Annotated in this window: 16 protein-coding genes and 1 pseudogene; 10 read left to right on the top strand and 7 right to left on the bottom strand. The window is 66.1% G+C overall.

What is annotated here, in order from left to right; translation table 11 throughout:
- Window positions 1-43: 43 nt before the first annotated feature.
- The 4 genes from nikR to J4O73_RS06945 form a co-directional block, all read right to left on the bottom strand.
- Window positions 44-481 carry a nickel-responsive transcriptional regulator NikR gene (gene nikR, locus J4O73_RS06960; protein ID WP_426215848.1) on the bottom strand — a complete coding sequence of 146 codons (438 nt, stop codon included), beginning with the start codon at window positions 479-481 and terminating at the stop codon, window positions 44-46.
- 334 nt (window positions 482-815) lie between these two features.
- A complete protein-coding gene (locus J4O73_RS06955) occupies window positions 816-2,978 on the bottom strand; it encodes a malate synthase G (protein ID WP_426215846.1) in 2,163 nt (720 codons plus the stop codon).
- A 184-nt stretch (window positions 2,979-3,162) separates the two neighbouring features.
- A complete protein-coding gene (locus J4O73_RS06950; RefSeq protein ID WP_426215844.1) occupies window positions 3,163-4,002 on the bottom strand; it encodes a bifunctional allantoicase/(S)-ureidoglycine aminohydrolase in 840 nt (279 codons plus the stop codon).
- A gap of 51 nt (window positions 4,003-4,053) precedes the next feature.
- Window positions 4,054-5,364, bottom strand: a complete 1,311-nt coding sequence (locus J4O73_RS06945) for a dicarboxylate/amino acid:cation symporter (RefSeq protein WP_426215842.1) — start codon at window positions 5,362-5,364, stop codon at window positions 4,054-4,056.
- 204 nt (window positions 5,365-5,568) lie between these two features.
- Here J4O73_RS06945 and J4O73_RS06940 point away from each other — a divergent pair, with 204 nt between their 5' ends.
- Window positions 5,569-6,489, top strand: coding sequence for a LysR family transcriptional regulator (locus J4O73_RS06940; RefSeq protein WP_426215840.1), 921 nt, complete (start codon window positions 5,569-5,571; stop codon window positions 6,487-6,489).
- Here J4O73_RS06940 and J4O73_RS06935 read toward each other — a convergent pair.
- A complete protein-coding gene (locus J4O73_RS06935; protein WP_426215838.1) occupies window positions 6,440-7,429 on the bottom strand; it encodes a LacI family DNA-binding transcriptional regulator in 990 nt (329 codons plus the stop codon). The two genes, J4O73_RS06940 and J4O73_RS06935, sit on opposite strands and share 50 nt — an antisense overlap.
- Window positions 7,430-7,617: 188 nt before the next feature.
- Here J4O73_RS06935 and ptsP point away from each other — a divergent pair, with 188 nt between their 5' ends.
- The 6 genes and pseudogenes from ptsP to J4O73_RS06905 all read left to right on the top strand — a co-directional run bounded on the left by ptsP (window position 7,618) and on the right by J4O73_RS06905 (window position 17,312).
- Window positions 7,618-10,170: a phosphoenolpyruvate--protein phosphotransferase gene (gene ptsP / locus J4O73_RS06930; RefSeq protein WP_426215836.1), complete on the top strand. Its 2,553-nt coding sequence runs from the start codon at window positions 7,618-7,620 to the stop codon at window positions 10,168-10,170.
- Window positions 10,167-11,117 carry a 1-phosphofructokinase gene (gene pfkB, locus J4O73_RS06925; protein ID WP_426215834.1) on the top strand — a complete coding sequence of 317 codons (951 nt, stop codon included), beginning with the start codon at window positions 10,167-10,169 and terminating at the stop codon, window positions 11,115-11,117. Before ptsP ends, pfkB begins: the two co-directional genes overlap by 4 nt.
- Before the next feature lie 35 nt (window positions 11,118-11,152).
- Window positions 11,153-12,865: a fructose-specific PTS transporter subunit EIIC gene (locus J4O73_RS06920; protein ID WP_426215832.1), complete on the top strand. Its 1,713-nt coding sequence runs from the start codon at window positions 11,153-11,155 to the stop codon at window positions 12,863-12,865.
- 74 nt (window positions 12,866-12,939) lie between these two features.
- A pseudogene (locus tag J4O73_RS06915) lies at window positions 12,940-14,430 on the top strand (carbohydrate porin).
- Between the two features lie 309 nt (window positions 14,431-14,739).
- Entirely contained in the window at window positions 14,740-17,037 is a 2,298-nt protein-coding gene (locus tag J4O73_RS06910) for an FdhF/YdeP family oxidoreductase (protein WP_426215830.1), read from the top strand.
- Window positions 17,034-17,312, top strand: coding sequence for a hypothetical protein (locus J4O73_RS06905; RefSeq protein WP_426215828.1), 279 nt, complete (start codon window positions 17,034-17,036; stop codon window positions 17,310-17,312). The genes J4O73_RS06910 and J4O73_RS06905 overlap by 4 nt, the downstream gene beginning before the upstream one ends.
- Here the strand turns inward: J4O73_RS06905 and J4O73_RS06900 are convergent.
- Together J4O73_RS06900 and J4O73_RS06895 are read right to left on the bottom strand one after the other, a co-directional pair.
- Entirely contained in the window at window positions 17,304-18,341 is a 1,038-nt protein-coding gene (locus J4O73_RS06900) for a helix-turn-helix domain-containing protein (protein ID WP_426215826.1), read from the bottom strand. The genes J4O73_RS06905 and J4O73_RS06900 overlap by 9 nt on opposite strands.
- A gap of 105 nt (window positions 18,342-18,446) precedes the next feature.
- Window positions 18,447-19,358 (bottom strand): LysR family transcriptional regulator, encoded by a 912-nt coding sequence (locus J4O73_RS06895; RefSeq protein WP_426215824.1) that lies wholly within the window; start codon window positions 19,356-19,358, stop codon window positions 18,447-18,449.
- Window positions 19,359-19,504: 146 nt separating this feature from the next.
- Here J4O73_RS06895 and J4O73_RS06890 point away from each other — a divergent pair, with 146 nt between their 5' ends.
- The 3 genes from J4O73_RS06890 to J4O73_RS06880 all read left to right on the top strand — a co-directional run bounded on the left by J4O73_RS06890 (window position 19,505) and on the right by J4O73_RS06880 (window position 21,810).
- Window positions 19,505-20,866 carry an NAD(P)H-dependent oxidoreductase gene (locus J4O73_RS06890; RefSeq protein ID WP_426215822.1) on the top strand — a complete coding sequence of 454 codons (1,362 nt, stop codon included), beginning with the start codon at window positions 19,505-19,507 and terminating at the stop codon, window positions 20,864-20,866.
- Between the two features lie 207 nt (window positions 20,867-21,073).
- Entirely contained in the window at window positions 21,074-21,196 is a 123-nt protein-coding gene (locus J4O73_RS06885; RefSeq protein WP_426215819.1) for a hypothetical protein, read from the top strand.
- 116 nt (window positions 21,197-21,312) lie between these two features.
- Window positions 21,313-21,810: a hypothetical protein gene (locus J4O73_RS06880; protein WP_426215817.1), complete on the top strand. Its 498-nt coding sequence runs from the start codon at window positions 21,313-21,315 to the stop codon at window positions 21,808-21,810.
- Window positions 21,811-22,244: the final 434 nt, after the last annotated feature.

Raw genomic sequence — 22,244 nt, 5'->3', positions numbered from 1 at the left:
CAATATGCGCAAACCTCATACGAATGTCTGTGGCGGAAGTGTCTCAGGCCTTGTCGTGTGAAGGGGCGTGATGTGCTCCGTTCGCGCAATCCGGAATGAGGTGAAGCTGGCCGTAGCGTACGCCGCGCTGTGTGGTGACGCTGTCGGCATAGGTCTGCAGGGCCGCAGCCTCCCCCCTCAAGACCGCAACCTCAAGGCAATTGTCGGCGTTCAGATGCACGTGGAGGCTGGCAATAGACACGCCGTGATGGTGCCCTTCGTCAGTCAGGCGCCGGGCGAGATCGCGTGTGCCGTGGTCGTAGACGTAACTCAGGGTACCGTAGCACGACACGTCTCCGGCATTCGTCGCCTGGACGGGGGCAACGGCGTTGCGGACGAGATCGCGCACCGCCTCCGACCGGCTGCCGTAGCCCCGTCGCTCGCAGAGGCGATCGATTGCATCCAGCAACTCGTCGTCGATCGTGATCGTGATGCGCTGCATGCTCGCCCCACCCGCTCGCCGTTATCTCCCCTAAGGGGATGATGCAGCGGTGAACAGGGACCTCGCCACGAGGTGACGCGTTGATGGGTATGAGCGCCCCCCTGCCCCCTCCGTCCCAACCGGATCGCCTCCGCATCACCGAGGCGGCTCTCGCGGCGGCAGACAGGTCGTGGCGGGCGGAAATGCATCGCAATTTCGGTCCGGACGGCGTGCTCGTCCATGGATATTCGCCCGAGGGCCAGGGCGGATTAGGGACCGCCCTGCGCCGGAGTTACGAGGCTCGCCGGGTAGCCGTGGCGCTGTGGCGCCACGAGCGTCGCCGTTCCGGGCCAGCTTAGCCGGCGGCCTTGGCCTCGCGACGGCGGGCCGTGAGGACCCACTCGGTGTAGCCGTTGGGCTGTTCGCGGCCCTTGAACACCAGATCCTTGGCCGCCTGGAAGGCCGGGCCTTCGAAACCGGGGGCCATCGGCTTGTACAGCGGATCGCCCGCGTTCTGGCGATCCACCACCTTCGCCATACGCTTCAGCGTCTCCATCACCTGCTCTTCGCTCACCACGCCGTGGTACAGCCAGTTGGCGATGTGCTGGGACGAGATGCGGAGGGTGGCGCGGTCTTCCATCAGCCCGACATCGTGGATGTCCGGCACCTTGGAACAGCCGACGCCCTGGTCGATCCAGCGGACGACGTAGCCGAGAATGCCCTGCGCGTTATTCTCGATCTCCTGCTGCACATCGTCGGGGGCGAAGTTCGAGCGGGCGAGCGGGATATCGAGGATCTCATCGAGCGCCGAACGCGGACGCCGGGCCAGTTCGGCTTGGCGGGTGTGTACGTCGGTCTCGTGATAGTGCAGCGCGTGGAGCGTCGCGGCGGTCGGCGACGGAACCCAAGCGGTCGAGGCACCTGCCTTGGGGTGGCCGCCCTTCTGCATCAGCATGTCGGCCATGGCGTCGGGCGCCGCCCACATGCCCTTGCCGATCTGCGCATGGCCGAGCAGGCCGCAGGCGAGCCCGACATCGACGTTGTTTTCCTCGTATCCCTTGATCCAGGGCGTCGCCTTCATGTCATTCTTGCGAATGACCGGCCCGGCCTCCATTGAGGTGTGGATCTCGTCGCCGGTGCGGTCGAGGAAGCCGGTGTTGATGAACACCACTCGCTCGGACGCAGCGGCGATGCAGGCGGCGAGGTTCACCGTGGTGCGGCGCTCCTCGTCCATGATGCCCATCTTGAGGGTGTTGGGCTCCAGGCCAAGCATCGCCTCGACACGCCCGAACAGCTCGACGGCGAAGGCGACTTCCTCCGGCCCGTGCATCTTCGGCTTCACGATGTAGACCGAGCCCTCGCGGCTGTTGCGCAGCCCGGAATCGCCCTTCAGATCGTGGATCGCGATCATCGCCGTCATGGCGGCGTCGAGCATTCCCTCGGGAATCTCGTTGCCGTCCGCATCGAGCACCGCGTCGGTGTCCATGTGGTGGCCGACATTGCGCACCAGCATCAGCGAGCGGCCGGGAACGACCACCTCGCCGCCGTGAGGCGCGATGTAGTGCCGGTCCGGGTTCAGGCGGCGCTCCTGCTTGCGGCCGTCCTTCTCGAAGGTCGCCGAAAGCGTACCGTTCATCAGGCCGAGCCAATTCCGGTAGACGACGACCTTGTCCTGGGCGTCCACCGTGGCGACCGAATCTTCGAGATCCATGATCGTCGAGATGGCCGATTCGAGCAGGATATCGGCAACGCCGGAGGCGTCGAACCGGCCGATCCGGTGGGTACGGTCGATGACGACTTCGACATGGAGCCCGTGATGACGCAGCAGCAGGGCCGAGGGCATGCTCGCCCGGCCGCGATAGCCCGCGAACAGTTCCGGACGCGCCAGCGGCACCGTCTCGCCAGTGTTCATGTTGCCGACGAGCACACCGTCTTCCACGGCATAGGTCACGACGTCAGCGTGGCGGCCGCCGGCCAGCGGTACGAAGCGGTCGAGATAGGAGCGGGCGCGGGTGACGACGCGGGCGCCGCGGGTGCGGTTATAGCCACCGCTGCGGACGGCGCCGCCCTCCTCGGACACAGCATCGGTGCCGTAGAGCGCATCGTAGAGCGAGCCCCAGCGGGCATTGGCTGCGTTCAAGGCGTAGCGGGCGTTCGAAATCGGCACGACGAGCTGCGGCCCGGCGATGCGGGCGATCTCGTCATCGACGTTGCTGGTCTTCACCTTCACCGAGCCGGGGGCAGGCAGCAGGTAGCCGATCTCGGTCAGGAATGCCTTGTAGGCAGCCTGATCCACCGGCTTGCCTGCGCGGTCGCGGTGCCAGGCGTCGATCTGCGCCTGCAACGCGTCGCGCTTGGAAAGAAGCGCCCGATTCTTCGGCGTCAGGTCGCGGACGATCGCGCCAAGCCCGCCCCAGAACACCTCGGACGAAATGCCGGTGCCAGGCAGGGCTTCCTGATCCACGAAATCGTGGAGCTCCCGTGCGACGGCAAGGCCGCCAATTGTCAGTCGATCCATTGTCGAAACACTCGGGGTGAAACCGGCGGTGAAAAAGCCGCCCGGTGCGGTCGCGACCAGCCGTCGCCTGGGTGCGCCGCAGCGAACGCCACGACCGTTAATGCAAATCGCCCCGGACCTGAGACCGGTCCAGGGCAGAAACATGCAACAGAACCGGCAAAATGGAGCCGATTTTGCGTCGCACCTAACCGCGCAGGTGTCGCGGGCTGAGCGGCGCGTGCCGGTTCACGTCCTTGTAGAGCAGATACCGGAACGGGCCGGGACCGCCCGCGTAACAGGCCTGCGGGCAGAAGGCGCGCAGCCACATGAAGTCGCCCGCTTCGACCTCGACCCAGTCGCGGTTCAGCCGGTACACGGCCTTGCCCTCCAGCACGAACAGCCCGTGCTCCATCACGTGGGTCTCTTCGAAGGGGATCGAGGCGCCGGGACGCAACGTCACGATGTTCACGTGCATGTCGTGACGCAGATCGTCCGGCGAGACGAAGCGCGTCGTCGCCCACGCCCCATCCGTGCCGACCATACCAACCGGATCGACTTCCGAGACGTGAGTCACGAATGCCTCCGGGGTGGCGAGACCAGGCGCTGGCTCGTAGCTCTTGCGCACCCAATGAAAGCGCGCGGACGCCTCACCATGGTTGCGCAGGCTCCATGACGCACTTGGCGGCAGATAGGCGTAGCTGCCTGAACGTAGGGCATGCGAACGGCCTTCGAGCGTCAGGCTCAGCGTGCCGTCGACGACAAAGATGACGCCTTGAGCTTGCGGATCGTGCTCGGGAGCGTCGCTGCCGCCACCGGGAGCAACCTCCATCAGGTACTGCGCGAAAGTTTCCGCGAAGCCGGTCAACGGACGGGCGAGGATCCAGACGCGTGTCCGGTCCCAGCCCGGCAGCAGGCTGGTGACGATGTCGCTCATCACGCCGTGCGGGATGACCGCGTAAGCTTCTGTGAAGACCGCCCGGCCGGTCATCAGCGAGGTCTGGGGCGGGAGGCCGCCGCACGGCGGGTTGAAAATGGGTGCGTTCATGGTGGGTCTCCGACGATCCGTCTGTGGCAGGGGCTGAGGGCGTGGGCGCCCTCAGACGGTCCGAGGTTCGGCGATCGGTGCATCCAGGATGTCGGCCGTGTCGGTCGTGACCTTTCCGTCGAGGACCTGACGGGCCTGGACGCGGTCGATGTCTCCCTCCCAGGCGGCGATGACCACCGTAGCCACGCAATTGCCAATGAGGTTTCCAAGCGCGCGGGCGATGCCGACGAACCAGTCGATCGACAGCACCAGCACGAGGCCGATCACGGGGATTTCCGGCACTGCCGAAAGGGTCGCGGCGAGGACGACGATGGCCGAGCCCGGCACACCGTGGGCGCCCTTCGACGTGAGAAGCGCGATGCCGAGGATCAACAAGAGGTGTCCGAAGGACAGATCGGTATTGGTGGCCTGGGCGATGAAGACGGTCGCCAGGGTCAGGTAGAGCGAAAAGGCGTCGAGATTGAAGGAATAGCCCGTCGGGATTACGAGGCCGACCGTCGAATCCTTGATGCCGAGCTTCTCGAGTTTGCGCATGACCTGCGGCAGAACGCTGTCCGACGAGGCGGTGCCCGCCACGACCAGCAATTCTTCCCTGAGATAGGCCAGCAGCTTGACGATGCTGAACCCTGCCATGCGCATGATGGTGCCGAGCACGACGAAGACGAAGAAGGCGACGCCCACGTAGAACAGGACGACCAGCATCCCGAGTTGCTTCAGCGAGCCGATCCCATACTTGCCGACCGTGAAGGCCACCGCGCCGAGGACGCCCAGCGGGGCGAGCCGGACGATGAAGCCGATGATCTTGAACAGGACTTCGGTGATGCGCTCCAGGCTGTCGGCCAGCGGCTTGCCGCGCTCGCCGAGCAGCGACAGCCCGGCTCCGAACAGGATCGCGAAGATCAGGACCTGGAGGATGTCGCCCTTTGCGAAGGCATCGACCACCGTGGTCGGCACGAGCTTCATCAGGAAGTCGACGGTGCCGGTCACCTGCCCGACCCGATCCGTGTAGCTCGCGATCGCCTTGGCATCGAGGGTCGAGACATCGACGTTCATGCCGTGACCCGGCGCGAAGACGTAGGCGAGGACCAAGCCCAGCACGAGGGCGATGGTCGTCACCGCCTCGAAATAGATCAGCGACTTGAGCCCGACGCGACCGACCTTCCTGAGGTCTCCCGCGCCGACGATCCCATGCACCACCACGCCGAAGACCAGCGGTGCGATCGCCATCTTGATGAGCTTGATGAACACGTCGCCGAGCGGCTTCAAAGCAATGGCGAAGTTCGGCCAGACCACGCCGAGGACGACGCCGAGGATGAGGGCGGCGACCACCTGCCCGAACAGTGACGAGAAGAAGCGTTTCATCGCAAATCTCCCAGGGTGACCGTGTGATCCGGTTCAAGCCCCTGCCCTCGTCGGCGACGACGATGGAGAGCGCGTCCGTCACTGGTGTTATCGTGCAGCCCGATGAGTCGTCGGAGCCGCCTGCGGCACCATGGTTCCGGTTGATTAAGACGTCAAATATCAGATAAATCTCAAATTATACTTTTTAGATATGAGTTTCGCGCAATGGAAATGCGGCACCTGCGCTACTTCGTGGCGGTCGCCCGGCATCTCAGCTTCACGGCCGCTGCCGAGAGCCTGGGGGTGGCGCAACCGCCCCTCAGCCAGCAGATCCGCGACCTCGAGGCGGAGGTCGGCACGCTCCTCTTCGACCGTACGACCCGTCGCGTGACGCTGACGCGGGCGGGCCACGATTTCTATGCGCAAGCGCTATTCATCCTCGACAAATCCGGCGAGGCCATCGACCGGGCCCGCGCCATTGGTGCTGGTAGGGCGGGCATCGTCAATGTCGGGCTGACTGGCTCCATGCTCGCCGGGCCCCTTGGACGCGCGATCCGCGACTTCTCGGAGGCTTACCCGGATGTCGATCTGCGTATCCACGAGATGTCGCCAGACCGGCAGATCGCGATGCTGAAAGCAGGCCAGACCGATATCAGCTTTCTCCGTAGCCCACCGGACGAGGCCGACCTCGCCACCGCATTGGCGTGGCGGGAGAATGTCAGCCTCGTGCTTCCCAGAGGTCACCGCCTCGCCAAGGCGGCCTCCATTGCCCTCGCAGATCTGAGCGAAGAACGTTTCGTCTTCTTCCGCCTCTCCGACTCGCTCTTTGCGAAGGACATCTGGACCTGCTGCGTCGAGGCAGGCTTTCAGCCCAAGATCACGCACCAGGCTGTCGAGGCGACATCGCTGACGAGTCTCGTGGCGGCAGGGCTCGGGATCGCGTTCATTCCAGAATTCGTCGGGCGCCTCGCGCACGAGGACGTCGTGCATCGTCCTCTCAAGGGGAAACCGATTTGCGCCGACGTACACGCCCTGTGGGTGCGGGAGAACGCGCAGCCGCTAATCGCGAACTTCCTCGATATCGTGCGGGACGAGGTCAGCCCTTCGCCGCCCGGGTCGAACCGCGTTGAACGAGAGCCCCGCTAAGAACCACCTTGCGCACCGGCTGATCCGGCCGGTCGATCCGCTCGAACAGCAGCCGCATCGCCTGCGCCCCGATCTCGGCCACCGGCTGCTCGATCACGGTGAAGCCAGGCTCGGCGAGTTCGGTCCAGGGCTCGTTGTCGAAACCAGCGAGGGCAAGGTCGCGCGGAAGGGTCAGGTTGAGGGCACGGGCCGCCCGCACCGCGCCCATCAGGATGAGACCATTCGAGACCACAAGCGCCTGGGGCCTGTCCTTCTCGCCGAGCCAGCGAGTGACCTCCGCCATGGCCGCGGCGGCGTTCGGAGGGACGCTGCGCACCTGTGGCGATAGCCCGTGCCGCCGCATGGCCGCCTCATAGCCCGCGCGCCGCTCTGCGGCGGTGGAACTGGTGGAGCCGAACAGGCCGCCGATCCTCGCATGGCCCTGCGCCACGAGATGATCGACCAGTGTCGCGCAGGCGCTCATGTTGTCGAGGACGACGCTGTCATAGGCGCCGGGCGGGCCGGAACGGTCTATCAGCACGACCGGGAAGTCGAACGTGTGCTCGCTCAACGCCTTCGTGGTCGCGAGGGTCGGAGCGAAGATGACACCCGTCACCCGCTCCTCTTCCATGAGGCGTAGATACATCGCCTCGCGCACCTGATCCTCGTCTGTATTGCAGAGGATCACCCGCATATCCGCCTCGAAGGCGGCATCCTCCACGGCGCGGCTGACCGCGGTGAAGAATGGGTTGCGGATATCCGCGACGATCAGGCCGATCGTCTGAGTCGCCTGCGAGCGGAGCCGCCGGGCCGAGAGGTTCGGCCGGTAGCCGGTGGTGCGCACTGCGGCCTCTACTTGCTCGCGCAGCGCCTCGCTCACCGGCCCACGGCCGAGGGCGCGGGACACGGTCGCCGTCGAGACGCCCGCCACACGGGCCACGTCACGAATACCCACCTTCATCGTGTTACCACTCAGGAAACGTTTCCAGCGCCGTTACAGCCTGTTTGCCACTGACCCCCGACCTGCGCAACCGCATCCCCAACCTGCTGCCACCGGAGAGCGTTGACAGGTTCACTGAAAACGTTTTCAATGGATCAACGATCAAGGCGGCAAACCATCCGCCAGTCGTGACGGGAGGAGAGCACGCCATGCTCGCGCCGACGCCGACATTCTCTCCGCGCATTCTCGTGCGCCTCGCGGCCTCACCGGCCACAAAGGAAGAGGCGATCCGCGAAGCCGCGCAGCTTCTCGCTGCGTCGGGCTGCATCGATGCAGCCTACGGCGAGAGCATGCTACGCCGCGAAGCGGTGTCGAACACCTATCTGGGCCACGGTGTCGTCATTCCGCACGGCATGGTCGACGATCGCCACCTCGTCCGCCATAGCGGCCTCGCCGTGTTGCAGGTGCCCGAGGGCGTGCTCTGGCACGATGGACAGGTGGCGCATCTCGTCGTCGCCATCGCGGCACAATCCGATACGCACATCACGGTCCTGCGGCGGCTGACCCGTCTGATCCAGGACGAGGCCCGGCTGGACAAGCTGCGCAGCACGGCCCGTGAATCCGAGATCGCCGACGCGCTTTCGCAGGATACCACTATCGGCGCAGCCGGCCCGGCGACCGATCTGCGCCAGCGCTTCGACTGGACCGTCGATTACCCGACCGGGCTGCATGCCCGACCCGCCGCGCATTGGGTGGAGGTCGCCAAGACCTGCTCGGCGCGCATTCAGGTCCGCCACGAATCCCAGGTCGCAGACGCCAAGAGCCTGATCGGCCTGCTCCAACTCGGCCTGCATTGCGGCGATCACGTCACGATCTCTGCGGAAGGCGATGACGAGGCCGGCGCCCTGGCGCGGATCTGCGCGGCGGTGACCGGCCTCAGCACGGGGGAGAAGGCGGCGGCGCAGCGCGCGGCCGAGGCGGCCGCCAAGGCAGCCGGTCCCGTCGCCGGGTGGAACCCGTCAGACTCCCCGAAGGTGTTTGCGGGGATCGGCGCCAGCCCCGGCATCAGCATCGGCCCGATTCACGTGCTCGCCAGCGCCGAGGTGAGCGTGCCCGACCAGCCCGAGCCGCTGACCAGCGGTGCCGACAGGCTCCATCACGCGCTCGCCGCCACGGGCGATCAACTCAAGGCATTGGCCGACGACACTGAGCGGCGCCTCGGGAAAGCCGATGCCGGGATCTTCCGGGCTCAGGCCGAACTCATCGCCGACACCGACCTGATCACTCTCGCCTGCCAACTCATGGTGGAAGGACACGGGGTCGCCTTCGCATGGCACATGGCGGTGGACCGTCTGGCCGGTCAGCTCTCGGCACTGGGCAATCCGGTCCTGGCGGGCCGCGCGGCGGATCTGCGCGATGTGGGCCGCCGTGTGCTGGCGCAGATCGATCCGGCTCTGAAGAGCGGCCACGATCTGCCCGACCAGCCCTGCATCCTGATCGCGACGGATCTCGCGCCGTCCGATACGGCCGGGCTCGAACCCTCGCGCGTCATCGGCCTCGCGACGGCTCAGGGCGGCCCGACCTCTCATACGGCGATCCTGGCGCGAACCCTGGGCATTCCCGCTACGGTGGCGGGGGGGCCGGGATTGCTGGCGCTGCCGAACCAGTCGATGGCGATCCTCGACGGCAGCACCGGCCGCCTCTACCTCGACCCGAGCGAAGCCGACATCGCTTCCGCTCAGGCGTGGCGTGAGCGCCAGCGAAAGCGTGCCGAGGACGAAGCCCGCGAACGTGCCCTCCCCGCCCGCACCCGGGATGGGCATGACATCGCCATCGGCGCCAACGTCAACAACCCCGAGCAGGTCTCTTTTGCCCTCGATCAGGGCGCGGAGGGCGTCGGCCTGATGCGCACGGAGTTCCTGTTCCTGGAGCGCGGCGACACGCCCTCCGAGGACGATCAGTACGAGACGTATTCGGGCATGCTGAAGGCCCTCGACGGCCGCCCGCTGATCGTGCGCACCCTCGATATCGGCGGCGATAAGCAGGTGGCGCATCTGCACCTGCCGCACGAAGAGAATCCTTTCCTCGGCGTGCGCGGCGCGCGGCTATTGCTGCGGCGACCGGATTTGATGGAGCCGCAACTGCGCGCTCTCTACCGGGCCGCCAGGGACCATATCGACCCGGCGGCGCCGTCGGGACAGCACGCTCCTCTCTCCATCATGATGCCGATGATCACCTCGGTGCCTGAGGTGCAGCGGCTGCGCTTCATCGCGGAGGCGATCCGGACTGAGATCGGCGCGCCCTACGTGCCGCTCGGTATCATGATCGAGGTGCCCGCCGCCGCGATTCAGGCGGATGCGCTGGCCCGCTATTGCGACTTCTTCTCGATCGGCACGAACGACCTGACGCAATACGCGCTCGCCATCGACCGGCAGAACACCGAACTCGCTCCCGAAGCGGATTCTCTGCACCCGGCGGTGCTCCGGCTGATCCACATGACCTGCGAGGGCGCCGCCCGGCACAAGCGCTTTGTCGGCGTCTGCGGCGGGATCGCGGGCGATCCCTACGGCGCCTGCCTGCTCGCCGGGCTTGGGGTCCACGAACTGTCGATGACGCCGCGCGATGTCCCCGGCGTGAAGGCGCGGCTTCGCGGCGCCGACATCCGCGAGTTGCGGGCGCTGGCGAGTCAGGCCTGCGAGCAGGAGGATGCCGCCGCGGTCCGTGCCCTCGATCCTGCCGCCAGCGCGCGAGACGCAGCGTGAGCGCGATCGTCACCCTGACGCTGAACCCGGCGATCGACCAGACGGTCGTCCTCGAAGGGCTGGAGCCCGGCACGGTTCACCGCGCGAGCGCCGTGCGCTCCCATGCTGGCGGCAAGGGCGTGAACGTCGCCTGCTGCCTCGCCGATTGGGGCCTGCCCGTCACCGCCACCGGCCTTCTCGGGGCCGATAACGCTGCGTCCTTCGTGCAGGTGATGGACGCCAAGGGCATCGCCGACCGCTTTACGCGTGTCCCCGGAGAGACCCGGACGAACCTGAAGCTCCTCGACAAGCGGACAGGCGACACGACCGACATCAACCTGCCCGGACTTGCCGTCACCGAGGCCGACCTTCACCCGGTTCTGGCCGCTCTCGATGAGGTCTCGTCCGGCGAGGCCTGGGTGGTTCTGGCCGGCAGCCTGCCCGGCGCCTTACCGCCCTCGACCTATGCAGACCTCACCGCCCGTCTGAAGGCGCAGGGTGCGCGTGTGCTCCTCGATGCCTCGGGGCCACCCCTCGCGGCAGCTCTTTCGGCCGGGGCGAGCGCACTGCCCGACGCTGTGAAACCGAACCGGCACGAACTGGAAGAATGGGCCGGGCGTGATCTGCCGACGCTCGGCGACGTCCACGGGGCTGCCCTGGCCCTGCGCGGGAGGGGCATTCCCGCCGTCGTCGTATCCCTCGGCGAGGAGGGAGCGCTGTTCCTGACGACGGAGGGTGCTTTGCTGGCCCACCCGCCCGCCATCGACGTCGCGAGCACGGTCGGCGCCGGGGATGCCCTGGTCGCGGGTCTGGTGGCGGCACTCCGCGCCGGCCTCGGCCTCGACGATACCGCACGGCTCGCCATGGCTTTCGCGGCTGGAAAGCTCACCCAGGCGGGGGCGAACCTGCCGCCGCGCGCGACCGTCGAGGCGCTGATGCGCGCCGTTCGCACCCGAATGCTCGACTGACCCCACCACACAACAAACAAGACAGGGAGGAAGCCATGGCTCAGTTGCTGGCGGTGGTCGGAGGCGGTGACCTCTCCACGCATGCCGTTCTCGCCCTCGAAGCGCTCCGCAAGGCTGCCGACCGGCGAAACCAGCCGATTGCACTGGAATTGCGCGGCGCGCCCGGCGGCAATCCCTTGCCCGACGAAGCCATTCGCAACGCGGGCGCGGTACTACTGGTCGGATCCGGCGATCTCGGGGAAGGCCGGTTCGGTGCGCTGCACCGGGCGCGGGCGGCGATCGCGGACGTCCTCACGGATGTGAACGCCGTACTCGACCGTGCCCTCTCGGGGTTTGTCGACACTCCGATGGCAATGGCGACGGCTGGGACGAAGCGCATTGTCGCGATCACCTCCTGTCCCACAGGCATCGCCCACACTTTCATGGCGGCGGAAGGCTTGCAGGCGGCAGCCGACGCGCTGGGCCATTCGATCCGTATCGAGACGCAGGGGTCTGTGGGCGCGCGTGATACGCTCACCGCCGCAGAGATCGCGGCGGCCGATATCGTGCTGATCGCCGCCGATACCGGTGTCGATCGGGCGCGCTTCGCCGGTAAGCGCCTCTATGCCACCAACACCAAAGCCGCGATCCGCGATGGGAAGGGCCTCATCGCCACCGCCCTCGCCGAGGCGCAGATGCAGGCGGCGGGCGGGACCACCGAGGCCGCCGCCGATAAGGCGGAAACGGCCGAGCAAAAGGCGGGCGCCTACAAGCACCTGATGACCGGTGTGTCGTTCATGCTGCCTTTCGTGGTGGCGGGCGGCCTGCTCATTGCCCTCGCCTTCGCCGTAGGCGGCATCGACGCCATGGCGCCCGGGCATGAGGGGACGCTCGGCTATGCCCTCGGTCAGATCGGCGCCAAGGGGGCCTTCGCCCTCATCGTTCCGGCGCTTGCGGGCTACATCGCCTATTCGATCGCCGACCGGCCCGGCATCGCGCCGGGCATGATCGGCGGCATGCTGGCCGCCAACCTCCAGGCGGGCTTCCTCGGCGGCATCGCGGCGGGCTTCATCGCCGGTTACACCGCGCGCTTCCTCAATCAGCACATCCGGCTGCACAAGAATCTCGAAGGGCTGAAGCCCGTCCTGATCCTGCCGTTGCTCGCCACCACCATCACCGGCCTGCTCATGATCTACGTCGTCGGCGTGCCGGTGGCGGCGGTCCTGTCGGCGCTGACGGCCTGGCTGAAGGGCATGCAGGGAGCCAGTGCCCTCGTCCTCGGCCTGGTCCTCGGCGGCATGATGGCCATCGATATGGGCGGCCCGATCAACAAGGCGGCCTATGCCTCGGCGGCGGCCCTGCTCTCCTCCGGGGTCGATGCGCCCATGGCCGCCGTGATGCTCGGCGGCATGACCCCTCCCCTCGGCCTCGCCCTGGCGACGCGGCTCTTCCCGGCCCGGTTCACGAAGCCCGAGCGCGAGGCGGGCGGCGCTGCGGCGGTGCTCGGCGCGGCCTTCATCACCGAGGGGGCGATTCCCTTCGCGGCGGCCGATCCACTGCGGGTGATCCCCTCTCTCGTCGCGGGCTCGGCCGTGGCCGGGGCGCTGGCCCTCACCCTGGGCGTGACCCTGAAGGTGCCCCATGGCGGCTTGTTCGTTCTGCCGATCCCGAATGCCGTGACGAACCCGCTCGGCGCCGTCCTCGCGCTCGCCGCAGGCACCCTCGTCACCGCCATGCTGGCGGGCCTCCTCAAGAAGCAAGCAGCCTGAAGCACCAGAACCACCGGAGCCCGGCGAACGATCGCGCCCGACGACCAACACGAACACGAGGAGGGGGATTCACGATGCGAGGTTTGGCGACACACGTCACGATCGCGCTCGGGCTCGCTGTAGCGATGCCGCAGTCCGGGTGGGCGCAAAATGCGGCCATCGGCTTGGCCGTTCCCGGGACGGCGGTGGCGCCGATCCTGCGGCGGCAAGCCACCCGTCCACCGCCTCCCCGGCCTGACGGTCAGGGTATCAGCGGCGCCGAAAGCGCCGCGGGTGCCGCCGATACCCTCGGGCAAACCGCCACGCCGCCGACCCTTCCGCCCGGGACCTTCGACCTCGGCAACGGCCTGAGCCTGCTGGCAAACTATACGGGCCAGGGTGCCATCAACCCGGTTGGTGGTCTGCGCCAGGGTTCGGCTTATGCCGGCCAGCTCTTCTTCGGCATCGACGGCGACCTGCAGCGCCTCGCCGGGATCGATGGCGGATCGTTTCACATCGCGGTGACGAACCGCCACGGCCGAAGCCTCTCGAACGATTTCATCGGCAACAACACGAGTGTGCAGGAGATCTTCGGTGGCGGTCAGACGACCCGGCTGACGCTGTTCTCGTATCAGCAGAAGCTGTTAGACAATCGCCTGGATTTCGAAGTTGGTCGCCTCGTCGCCAACATCGCCTTCCTGAACTCACCGATCTATTGCAATTTTCAATCGAATTCCGCCTGCGGAAATCCGACCTTTGTCTTCAAGACTTCGAACTTCACCTTCTGGCCGGTGTCCAGTTGGGGCGCGCATGCCAAGGCATGGCTGACGGACAAGATCTTCTTTCATGCCGGCGCCTACGAGGTGAACCCGCTGCATCAGCAACCCGGCGATAACGGCCTGGATTTCTCCTTGAAGGGCGCGACGGGTGCGATCGTGCCGTTCGAGCTCGGCTACTCGACGACCTTCGCGAACGATGTCCTCCCCCGCAATTACGGCATTGGCGGCTGGTACGATGCCTCCGACTATGCCGATCCGGTGCGTGACGTGACCGGCCGGGCCGCGGTGCTCACGGGCCTCCCGGCACAGACCCGGTTCGGACGCTCCGGTGTCTACGCCCGGTTCGATCAAATGGTCTGGCGGCCCGATCCGAGCGGTATCCAGGGCTTGACCCTGTTCGGCGTCGCCATGGCGGGGACGTCGGGACGGCTGGTCGAAGACTACTTCCTCGAAGTCGGCGCCCTGCAAACAGGCACCTTCGCCGGGCGACCCTTCGATACGGTTGGCCTCGTCATCAACACGCAGAAATTCAGCCCACTTGCTCTGTCGAATATCACGCTCGCGCAGAACAGCCTTGGGGTGTTCCGGTCAATCCCGAAGCAACAGGTGATGATGGAGCTCAATTACGGCATCCAGATCACCCCCGCGATCCGTCTGACGCCGAACCTTCAGTACATCATCAACCCAGACTAGACGCGGTTTCCCTTCGTCCGCAAGAACATCCCCGACGCGTTCGTCATCGGTGCCAAGCTGTCGGTCGATCTGTTCACCCTCGCTGGGCTCGCCCCTGGGCCGGGAAGCCGGTGACCCAAACGAGGCGCGGCCCGAGCCACCTATGGTGGATCGGGCCGCTTGCCGTTCGGCTCCGAGGCCTCGGAGCCGCAGCGACGCTTCAATTACTCATGAACTGGTAAATGCTAGGTTAATGCAGGGTCATCGTTCAGTCGGCTGATCGACGCTTTAGGGCGAACCACCTTAGAAAAACTATACAGTGTGGAGGCTTAGCCTGTGCTACGTGCATGAGGGGCCTGCGCGCGCACGCCATTGTGAGCGCTGCGCGGAGACGCTTATCTCGCGCTTGCGAGACTGCTCGCGTCAGCAAGTTCAGGACAGTTCATGGCCCAGTCTGAGGGGTCTTCCAAGCGTTCTTCGGCCGCAGGCGGCTGGGGCGCTCTGAAGAGCTGCGGCAAGCACCTGCTCGGAAGCCGGGCACCGCTCACCGGTGCGCGCGCCCTGCTGAAGGCCAACCAGCCCGATGGCTTCGATTGTCCCGGTTGCGCCTGGGGCGACCCCGAGCATGGTTCGTCGTTCGAGTTCTGCGAGAACGGCGTGAAGGCGGTTTCCTGGGAAGCGACCGACAAGCGCACGCCGCCGTCCTTCTTCGCCAAGCACACTCTCACCGAGTTGCGGGGCTGGAGCGATTATGCCCTGGAAGGCCAGGGTCGCCTCACCCACCCGATGCGCTACGACGCGGCGAGCGATCGCTATCTGCCCGTCAGCTGGGACGACGCCTTCGCCGAAATCGGCGCGACCCTGCGCAGCCTCGATAGCCCGAACCAGGCCGAGTTCTACACGTCCGGCCGCGCCTCGAACGAGGCGGCCTACCTCTATCAGTTGTTCGCCCGCGCCTACGGCACGAACAACTTCCCCGACTGTTCGAACATGTGCCACGAGGCCAGCGGCGTCGCCCTCGGCGAGGCCATCGGCGTCGGTAAGGGGACGGTGCTCCTCGAAGATTTCGAGAAGGCGGACGCGATCTTCTGCGTTGGTCAAAACCCAGGCACCAACCATCCGCGCATGCTGGGCGACCTGCGCCGGGCCGCCGAGCGCGGGGCCAAGGTCGTGGTGCTGAACCCAGTGCGCGAGCGCGGCCTTGAGCGTTTCGCCGATCCGCAGAACACCGTCGAGATGCTGCGCGGCGCCAGCCGCCCCATCGCGAGCCATTACCTCCAACCGCGTTCGGGCGGCGACATGGCCGCCTTCCGGGGCATCGCCAAGATCGTGTTCGAGCGCGACGGAGAGGCGTTGGCGGCCGGGCGTCCTTCCATCTTGGATCGGGCCTTCCTCGCGCACCACACGGACGGGTTCGACGCCTATCGCGCCGTTGTCGAGGCAACAGCGTGGGAGGCGATCCTCGACCAGTCGGGCCTGACCCTCGGCGAGATCACCGCAATGGCGGATGTGTATCTCGGAGCGCAGCGCGTCATCGCGACCTGGGCCATGGGCGTCACCCAGCACCGCCATTCGGTGGCGACGATCCGGGAGATCGCCAACCTCCTGTTCCTGCGCGGCCATATCGGCCGACCCGGCGCGGGCCTCTGCCCGGTGCGCGGCCATTCCAACGTTCAGGGCGACCGGACGGTGGGCATCAACGAGCGCCCGCCCGCGGCCTTTCTCGATTCGCTGGAGCGGCATTTCGGGCTGCCGATGCCACGTGAGCACGGGCACAACGTTCTGGCCTCCATCCGCGCCATGCGGGACGGGACTTCGAAGGCCTTCATTGGCCTCGGGGGCAACTTTCTGCGCGCGACGCCGGATACGCCGGTTGTCGCCAAGGCGTTGGCGTCCTGCCGCCTCACCGTGCATATCGCCACGAAGCTCAACCACGCCCATCTCGTGCCCGGCGCGGTCGGTTACCTGCTGCCCTGCCTCGGTCGCACCGAGATCGACCGGAACGCTGAGGGCAAGATCCAGATCGTGACCGTCGAGGATTCGATGAGCATGGTCCACGGCTCGGGCGGCATTAACAAGCCGGCGTCCAAACACCTGCGCTCGGAGATCGCCATCATCGCCGGGATGGCGCAGGCGACGGTGGGCTCCGCCTCCATCGATTGGGCGGGCTTCACTGCGAATTACGACCGGATCCGAGACGCCATCGCCGCCACGATTTCAGGGTTCACCGGCTACAACACCCGCGTGCGGAAGCCTCGCGGTTTCATGCTGCGCAACCTTGCGGCCGAGCGTGTCTTCGAGACCGCGTCCGGGCGTGCCAATTTTTCAGCGGCCTCCCTCCCCATCGAGACGGAGCACCAGGCCGCCAAGAAAACGCACGAGACCTTCGTGTTGCAGACCTTCCGCAGCCACGATCAATACAACACGACGATTTACGGCTTGGATGACCGCTACCGCGGCGTCTATGGCGAACGTCGCGTGGTCTTCGCCCATCCCGATGACTTGGCGGAGATCCGCGATCGGCTCGGCGAGCGCGTCGACATCGTCGGCGTCCACGACGATGGCACAATCCGCCGGGCAGAGGATTTTCGCGTCGTACCGTTCGACATGCCCCGTGGCTCCCTCGCGGGATACTACCCGGAGCTGAACGTGCTCGTACCCCTCTCGACCTATGGCGAGAAGAGCGACACGCCGACCTCAAAATCGGTGCTCGTGACCCTTCAGGCCCGCGCGGCGGCATGAGCGAGGCGCCCGACGAGGCGGCATTCGTCGCCGCCCTCGAACGGATTTCGGCCGCTCATCCCGATCTCCCGCCGCTGGAAGCGGGAGTGTTGGCGGCCGAGGCTCTCGGCCTGCCCGGCGACAGCCGCGCCTTCGCCCGCACCTTTGGTGTGGAGCACGCGCTCGTTCTGCGCGTGTTGACGAGTCTGGATGAGGCGGGCCACATCGTCATCACGGAGCGAGACGCGCGCACCCAGCGAACGCGCTATTCCGCTTCAGGCACGGGCCTACAATGAATCGATCCAGGTCCTGAGCACCGAGACACCCTCCTCCCGTCCGCTATCACCGAAGCGGAGCGAGGTCGTCTCGCTCGGCACAAAGCCGAACCGCCGCCGAAAGGCGCGCTGGAAGATCCGCTCATCAGAAAAGCCGACCTCGTAGGCGAGCTTCTTCACGCGCTTTGAGTCCCCGGGGCAACCGCGCACGAGGATCCGCATCGCCCTCATCAAGCGGCGGTCGCGGATGTAGGCGACGACGCCGCCGCTCTCATCGAACAACCGGTACAGGGCCGAGCGCGACATCCCGCTGCGGACCGCGATCACGCTGGGCGTCAGGTTTGGATCGTGTAGCGATTGCTCGATCAGGCGCCTGACGCGGATGCTCGCATTGAGGTTGGCATTGCCCAAGACGGCATGGCGCCCGCGCAGGTAGGTGCCGGCGAGTTGTACGATGGCGCGGGCGGTCGAAGCCGCTTCGTGTTGGTGAAGAAGATCGCCGCAGGCCACCAAATTGGCCAGGAAGGTGTGGAGCAGGCGTCCGAACGGATCGCCGTCATGGTCGAAGGCTTGGCCGTGCAATCCGTCAAGCTTGCAGCCCTGATCCTCCAGGAGCGCGCGGGGAATCACCAAATTGGTTGCGTCGACGGGCGCAGCGACGATGTGGACGGGCTGCGCCAAATCGAAGACCACGCATTGGGTCTCGAGCACGTGGTTCGTGCCCGTGGCGGTTTCGACGATGCTTTGCCCGCGCCGGTAGAATTGGAGAAGGATATGGTCGAGCCCCTGTTGCTCGATCATCTCGTCGGTACGATCGAGGGTATGGGCGGGTGCGATCACATCCCCGACCAATAGATCGCCGAGATGGTACGAGACCATCGCGATCGGAATCGAAAGATCCGTCTCCGCCTGGAAACTCACTGAGAAGACCGGCGCGATGTGCTCCTGCCACGCGCGACCCAACCGCTGGCGATCCGGGGGTGGATCGAACCGGTGGCAGGGGATCGGCAGACGGAGAGCTTCAGCGCCTTCTTCTGTCGCCTTCGACATCGACGTGACCGGACGGCCTCCCTGAGCGTGGCTCGTGATGAGGGCGTCGGGCTCCTCGCTCAATGGCAAGCTTGACCGAATCCGTCCGATTCAGCGCGAATTCGTTCAATTGGTTTCGGACGGGAGAAAAAGGGTCCGGTTCGCACGGACGATATTCTGCAGGAAGGCGACCATGGCCCGCGTGCGGGCCGGTGCGCGCGCATCCACATGGGTGACGAGCCAGTACGAGCGAATGAACCTCACCTGCCGGGGCAGGATGCGCCGCAAGACCGCGTGCCGCGAGGCCATGAAGCAGGGCAGGATGCAGAGGCCATAGCCGCTCAAGGTCGCGGAGAGTTGTGTGATGATGTTGGACATCTGCAGGTCGGCCTGCCGCACCCGGCCGACCTCGCTCAGGTAGTCGTGCGACGAGGTCGGGAGCAGATCGGGGATGTAGCCGATAAGCCTGATGGCATCGAGATCGAGCTCCCCCGCCGCGCCATGCGCGGCAATGGCGTCATCCGTCCCGTACAGGCCGTACTCGTAATCGGTCAGCTTCTGCGCCCGCAGCGGACCCGCTTCCGGCCGTTCCATCGTGACGGCGATGTCGGCCTGACGCCGAGTTAAGCTGACGACGCTCGGATCGGCGATGAGTTCGAGGGTGAAGCCGGGATGCCGCTCGGCCATCTTGTCGAGGTGCCGCGCCAGCACGTAGCTGCCGAAACCTTCCGGCGTCGCGACCCGGACGGGACCGGACATCTGCGCCTTGGCCTCCATGAGGTCGGACGAGATCCTGAGCGCGACCGCCTCGATCCTTTCCGCCTCGCCGACCAAATTCAGCCCGGCTTCCGTCAGGACATAGCCTTTGGGCAAACGGTCGAACAGGCGCACCTGCAAGGCGCCTTCGAGGGACGTGATGCGACGGCTGAGTGTCGAGTGATCGACTCCCAACTGCACCGCTGCGACCGTCAGGCGCCCCGCCCGAACGACGGCCAGGGACGAGCGAAGATCATTCCAGTCGAAGTCGGGTCCGGTCACCGCGGCTTCCTGGAATTCACGCACATCGAGCTTGCTCCGGTCCGCATTCTCCCGAGCCATGCCCGTCGTTACAAGCCACTTCTCGAACGGCAGCCACACAAAACAGGGGTCCCATCGCGATCCCGGCCCGTCGGTGGAGGAACGCGATGTCGATGTACGCCAAGCTCAAGCAGCGTGCGGCCGATGGCAGGCCCGCCCGCGTCGGACTGATCGGCGCCGGAAAGTTCGGCTCTATGTTCCTGTCGCAGGCGTGGCGGACGCCAGGCATCCACCTCGTCGGCGTCTCTGACCTCTCGCCCTCCCATGCGCAGGACTCCATGCGCCGCGTGGGGTGGAGCGACGAACGCTTTCAGGTCGGCTCGCTGGAGGAGGCGGCCCGCTCTCAGAGGACGTTCGTCACCGATGACACGGCAGCGATGATCGCAAGCCCATTCATCGACATTATCATCGACGCGACCGGCAGTCCCGCCGCCGGCATTCGCCACGTGCTGGCCGCCTGCGAGCACCGCAAGCACGTCATCATGGTCAATGTCGAAGCGGATGCCCTTGCCGGTCCGCTTCTCGCTCGCCGGGCTGCACAAGCGGGAATCGTCTACTCCATGGCCTCCGGCGACCAGCCCGCGCTCATCGCCGAACTGGTCGATTGGGCACGCTGCATCGGCTTGGATGTCGTCTGCGCCGGCAAGGGCACCAAGTATCTGCCGGTCTATCACCAGTCGACGCCGGATACGGTGTGGGGCCATTACGGGTTCAGCGAGGCTCAGGTCGCGGGCGGCGACTTCAACCCGCAGATGTTCAATTCTTTCCTCGACGGCACAAAGTCCGCGCTGGAAATGGCGGCGGTCGCCAATGGATGTGACCTCAGCCCGCCGGATGACGGCCTCGCCTTTCCGGCCTGCGGCGTCGATGATCTCCCGACGTTACTGCGTCCGGTGTCGGACGGGGGCATCCTGCCGAGGAAGGGCACGGTCGAGGTGATCTCGTCCGTCGAGCGCGATGGACGTCCTGTCTTCCGCGACCTGCGCTGGGGCGTCTACGCCGTGTTCGAGGCGCCGACGCCATACGTCATCGACTGCTTCCAGCAATACGGTCTGAAGACCGATGAGTCCGGTCGCTATGCGGCGATGTACAAGCCCTACCACCTGATCGGGCTGGAACTTGGGACGTCGGTCGCCAGCATCGCGACGCGCGGTGAACCGACCGGATCTACGAACGACTGGCGCGGGGATGTCATCGCCATCTCCAAGCGCAGCTTGAAAGCCGGCGAAACCCTGGATGGAGAAGGCGGCTACACCGTCTACGGCAAGGTCGTGCCTGCCGAGACGTCCTTGAAGCTCGGCGCGGTGCCGATCGGCCTTGCCCATGGCCTCAAGCTGCGCGGCGCCGTCGCGGCGGGCCAGCCCGTTCGTTGGTCGGATGTCGAGTACGACGAGTCCAACCACGCCATCGCCTTCCGCCTTGAAATGGAATCGGTCTTCCGGGCCGAGAAAGGCCTCGGGCAGGCCTGACATCGATCTGCCACGAAGCCTGACGGTCTGTTTGGAACGAAGAGCGTTTTGATACCGTCGAGCAGGTCCAGCGATGGCGACCCCGCTATCGCTGGTTGTGGCAGAAGGGCGACACTAGCCGCGCAGGCGCTGTGGATGACGCAGTCTGCCTCCGAATGATCAAGGTTCGGGCGTGAGGATGAACCGATCACAGTCGATGTCATCGTCATGCTTGCTTATTCTCAGACCTTCGTTCAGCGCCACCGCGAAGAGGTGGCCGTGCTCGTGTCCTCTGCCGCCTTCCTGACGGCGGCCTTTAGTCTGGTCTGGTTTCTCACCTTGCGGATCTGACCTCGTCGGGGCCGGGCTACCTCTCGCGCGTGCGACAGGCTAGACGCCCGGACCCAACTCAGCGCGGGTCCGCCACCATGCGACATCTCCTTCTATTCAGTCTCATTGCGGCGATCGTGGCGGTCGGCGCAATGGCGTATCAATTCATGCCGCGCGGTAGTCGCGCTCCGCAGGTCACTCAACAGCAGAATGCCACCACGCCGCCGGTGCGTTCCATTCCGATGCGTCCGGGCGACGCCGGAAACCCCGCCCCGGCGCCAACGGGCGGCGGTGTCGCGAAATCACCCGACGTGCTGGGTGATGTCTCCAAGACCCTCGAGGAACTGCGCACGCGCGACACGGCGGACAGCGCCGCCGGTCCCGCCCTCAACCCGACCCAAGTGGACGCCCTGCGCGCGCAGGCGGAGCGCCGTCATGTCCGACCAGTCACGCGGATGACCTTCGCCTTGGAGCCGGGCACGACGATTCCGCAGCAGGTCTACCTCCATCCGTTGCCTCCCGAACTCGCCGGCCTTTCACAGGCGAGCGATCCGCTGGGCTTCTGTCAGGTGGGAGACAGGTTCGTCCTGGTCGGAACGGTGTCGCGCCGCATCATCGCAGTCTCGAAAAGCTGAAAAGGCAGAATGAGAAGTCGCTGTGTCGGGAGCGACCGAACATCGCACGAATGATCATCGGCGTGCCGGCGTTGAAGCCTATTCTGAATTGAATCGGTCTCATTGTTCCCAATCGCCGAGCAAGTTCATGCGATCTCATCACGGCGAATGAGCCTCGATCTGCCTCAAATTCAGCCACCGACGCCCCTATTCCTCCGTGGCGCGTTAGCCGAAAAGGCGCGGCGCAATGAAAGGGATGGATGACGGCTCGACGGAACGCCCTCAGCCTTCTGGCTTGCAGCGCGATGCTGGTAGCCAGAGGTGGTGCTGATACGGTCGAGGCGCGTCCGGCTTCATCGATCGAACGGTATTTCGCGGGGTCGGCGCCGGACAAGACCGGCTCGGTGACGCTCAATATGTTGAGCGTCAAGCCGCTCGGCGTTGATCGGCCCTGG

It is taken from the genome of Methylobacterium sp. NFXW15, assembly GCF_049887755.1.
Classification (GTDB): domain Bacteria; phylum Pseudomonadota; class Alphaproteobacteria; order Rhizobiales; family Beijerinckiaceae; genus Methylobacterium.
This window is presented reverse-complemented; position numbering and strand designations above follow the sequence as displayed.

What these genes read in the sequence shown, in the direction of transcription:
- nikR (WP_426215848.1), bottom strand. Translation starts at nt 481, where the DNA reads ATGCAGCGCATCACGATCACGATCGACGACGAGTTGCTGGATGCAATC.
- J4O73_RS06955 (WP_426215846.1), bottom strand. Translation starts at nt 2,978, where the DNA reads ATGGATCGACTGACAATTGGCGGCCTTGCCGTCGCACGGGAGCTCCAC.
- J4O73_RS06950 (WP_426215844.1), bottom strand. Translation starts at nt 4,002, where the DNA reads ATGAACGCACCCATTTTCAACCCGCCGTGCGGCGGCCTCCCGCCCCAG.
- J4O73_RS06945 (WP_426215842.1), bottom strand. Translation starts at nt 5,364, where the DNA reads ATGAAACGCTTCTTCTCGTCACTGTTCGGGCAGGTGGTCGCCGCCCTC.
- J4O73_RS06940 (WP_426215840.1), top strand. Translation starts at nt 5,569, where the DNA reads ATGGAAATGCGGCACCTGCGCTACTTCGTGGCGGTCGCCCGGCATCTC.
- J4O73_RS06935 (WP_426215838.1), bottom strand. Translation starts at nt 7,429, where the DNA reads ATGAAGGTGGGTATTCGTGACGTGGCCCGTGTGGCGGGCGTCTCGACG.
- ptsP (WP_426215836.1), top strand. Translation starts at nt 7,618, where the DNA reads ATGCTCGCGCCGACGCCGACATTCTCTCCGCGCATTCTCGTGCGCCTC.
- J4O73_RS06920 (WP_426215832.1), top strand. Translation starts at nt 11,153, where the DNA reads ATGGCTCAGTTGCTGGCGGTGGTCGGAGGCGGTGACCTCTCCACGCAT.
- J4O73_RS06910 (WP_426215830.1), top strand. Translation starts at nt 14,740, where the DNA reads ATGGCCCAGTCTGAGGGGTCTTCCAAGCGTTCTTCGGCCGCAGGCGGC.
- J4O73_RS06905 (WP_426215828.1), top strand. Translation starts at nt 17,034, where the DNA reads ATGAGCGAGGCGCCCGACGAGGCGGCATTCGTCGCCGCCCTCGAACGG.
- J4O73_RS06900 (WP_426215826.1), bottom strand. Translation starts at nt 18,341, where the DNA reads ATGTCGAAGGCGACAGAAGAAGGCGCTGAAGCTCTCCGTCTGCCGATC.
- J4O73_RS06890 (WP_426215822.1), top strand. Translation starts at nt 19,505, where the DNA reads ATGTCGATGTACGCCAAGCTCAAGCAGCGTGCGGCCGATGGCAGGCCC.
- J4O73_RS06885 (WP_426215819.1), top strand. Translation starts at nt 21,074, where the DNA reads ATGCTTGCTTATTCTCAGACCTTCGTTCAGCGCCACCGCGAAGAGGTG.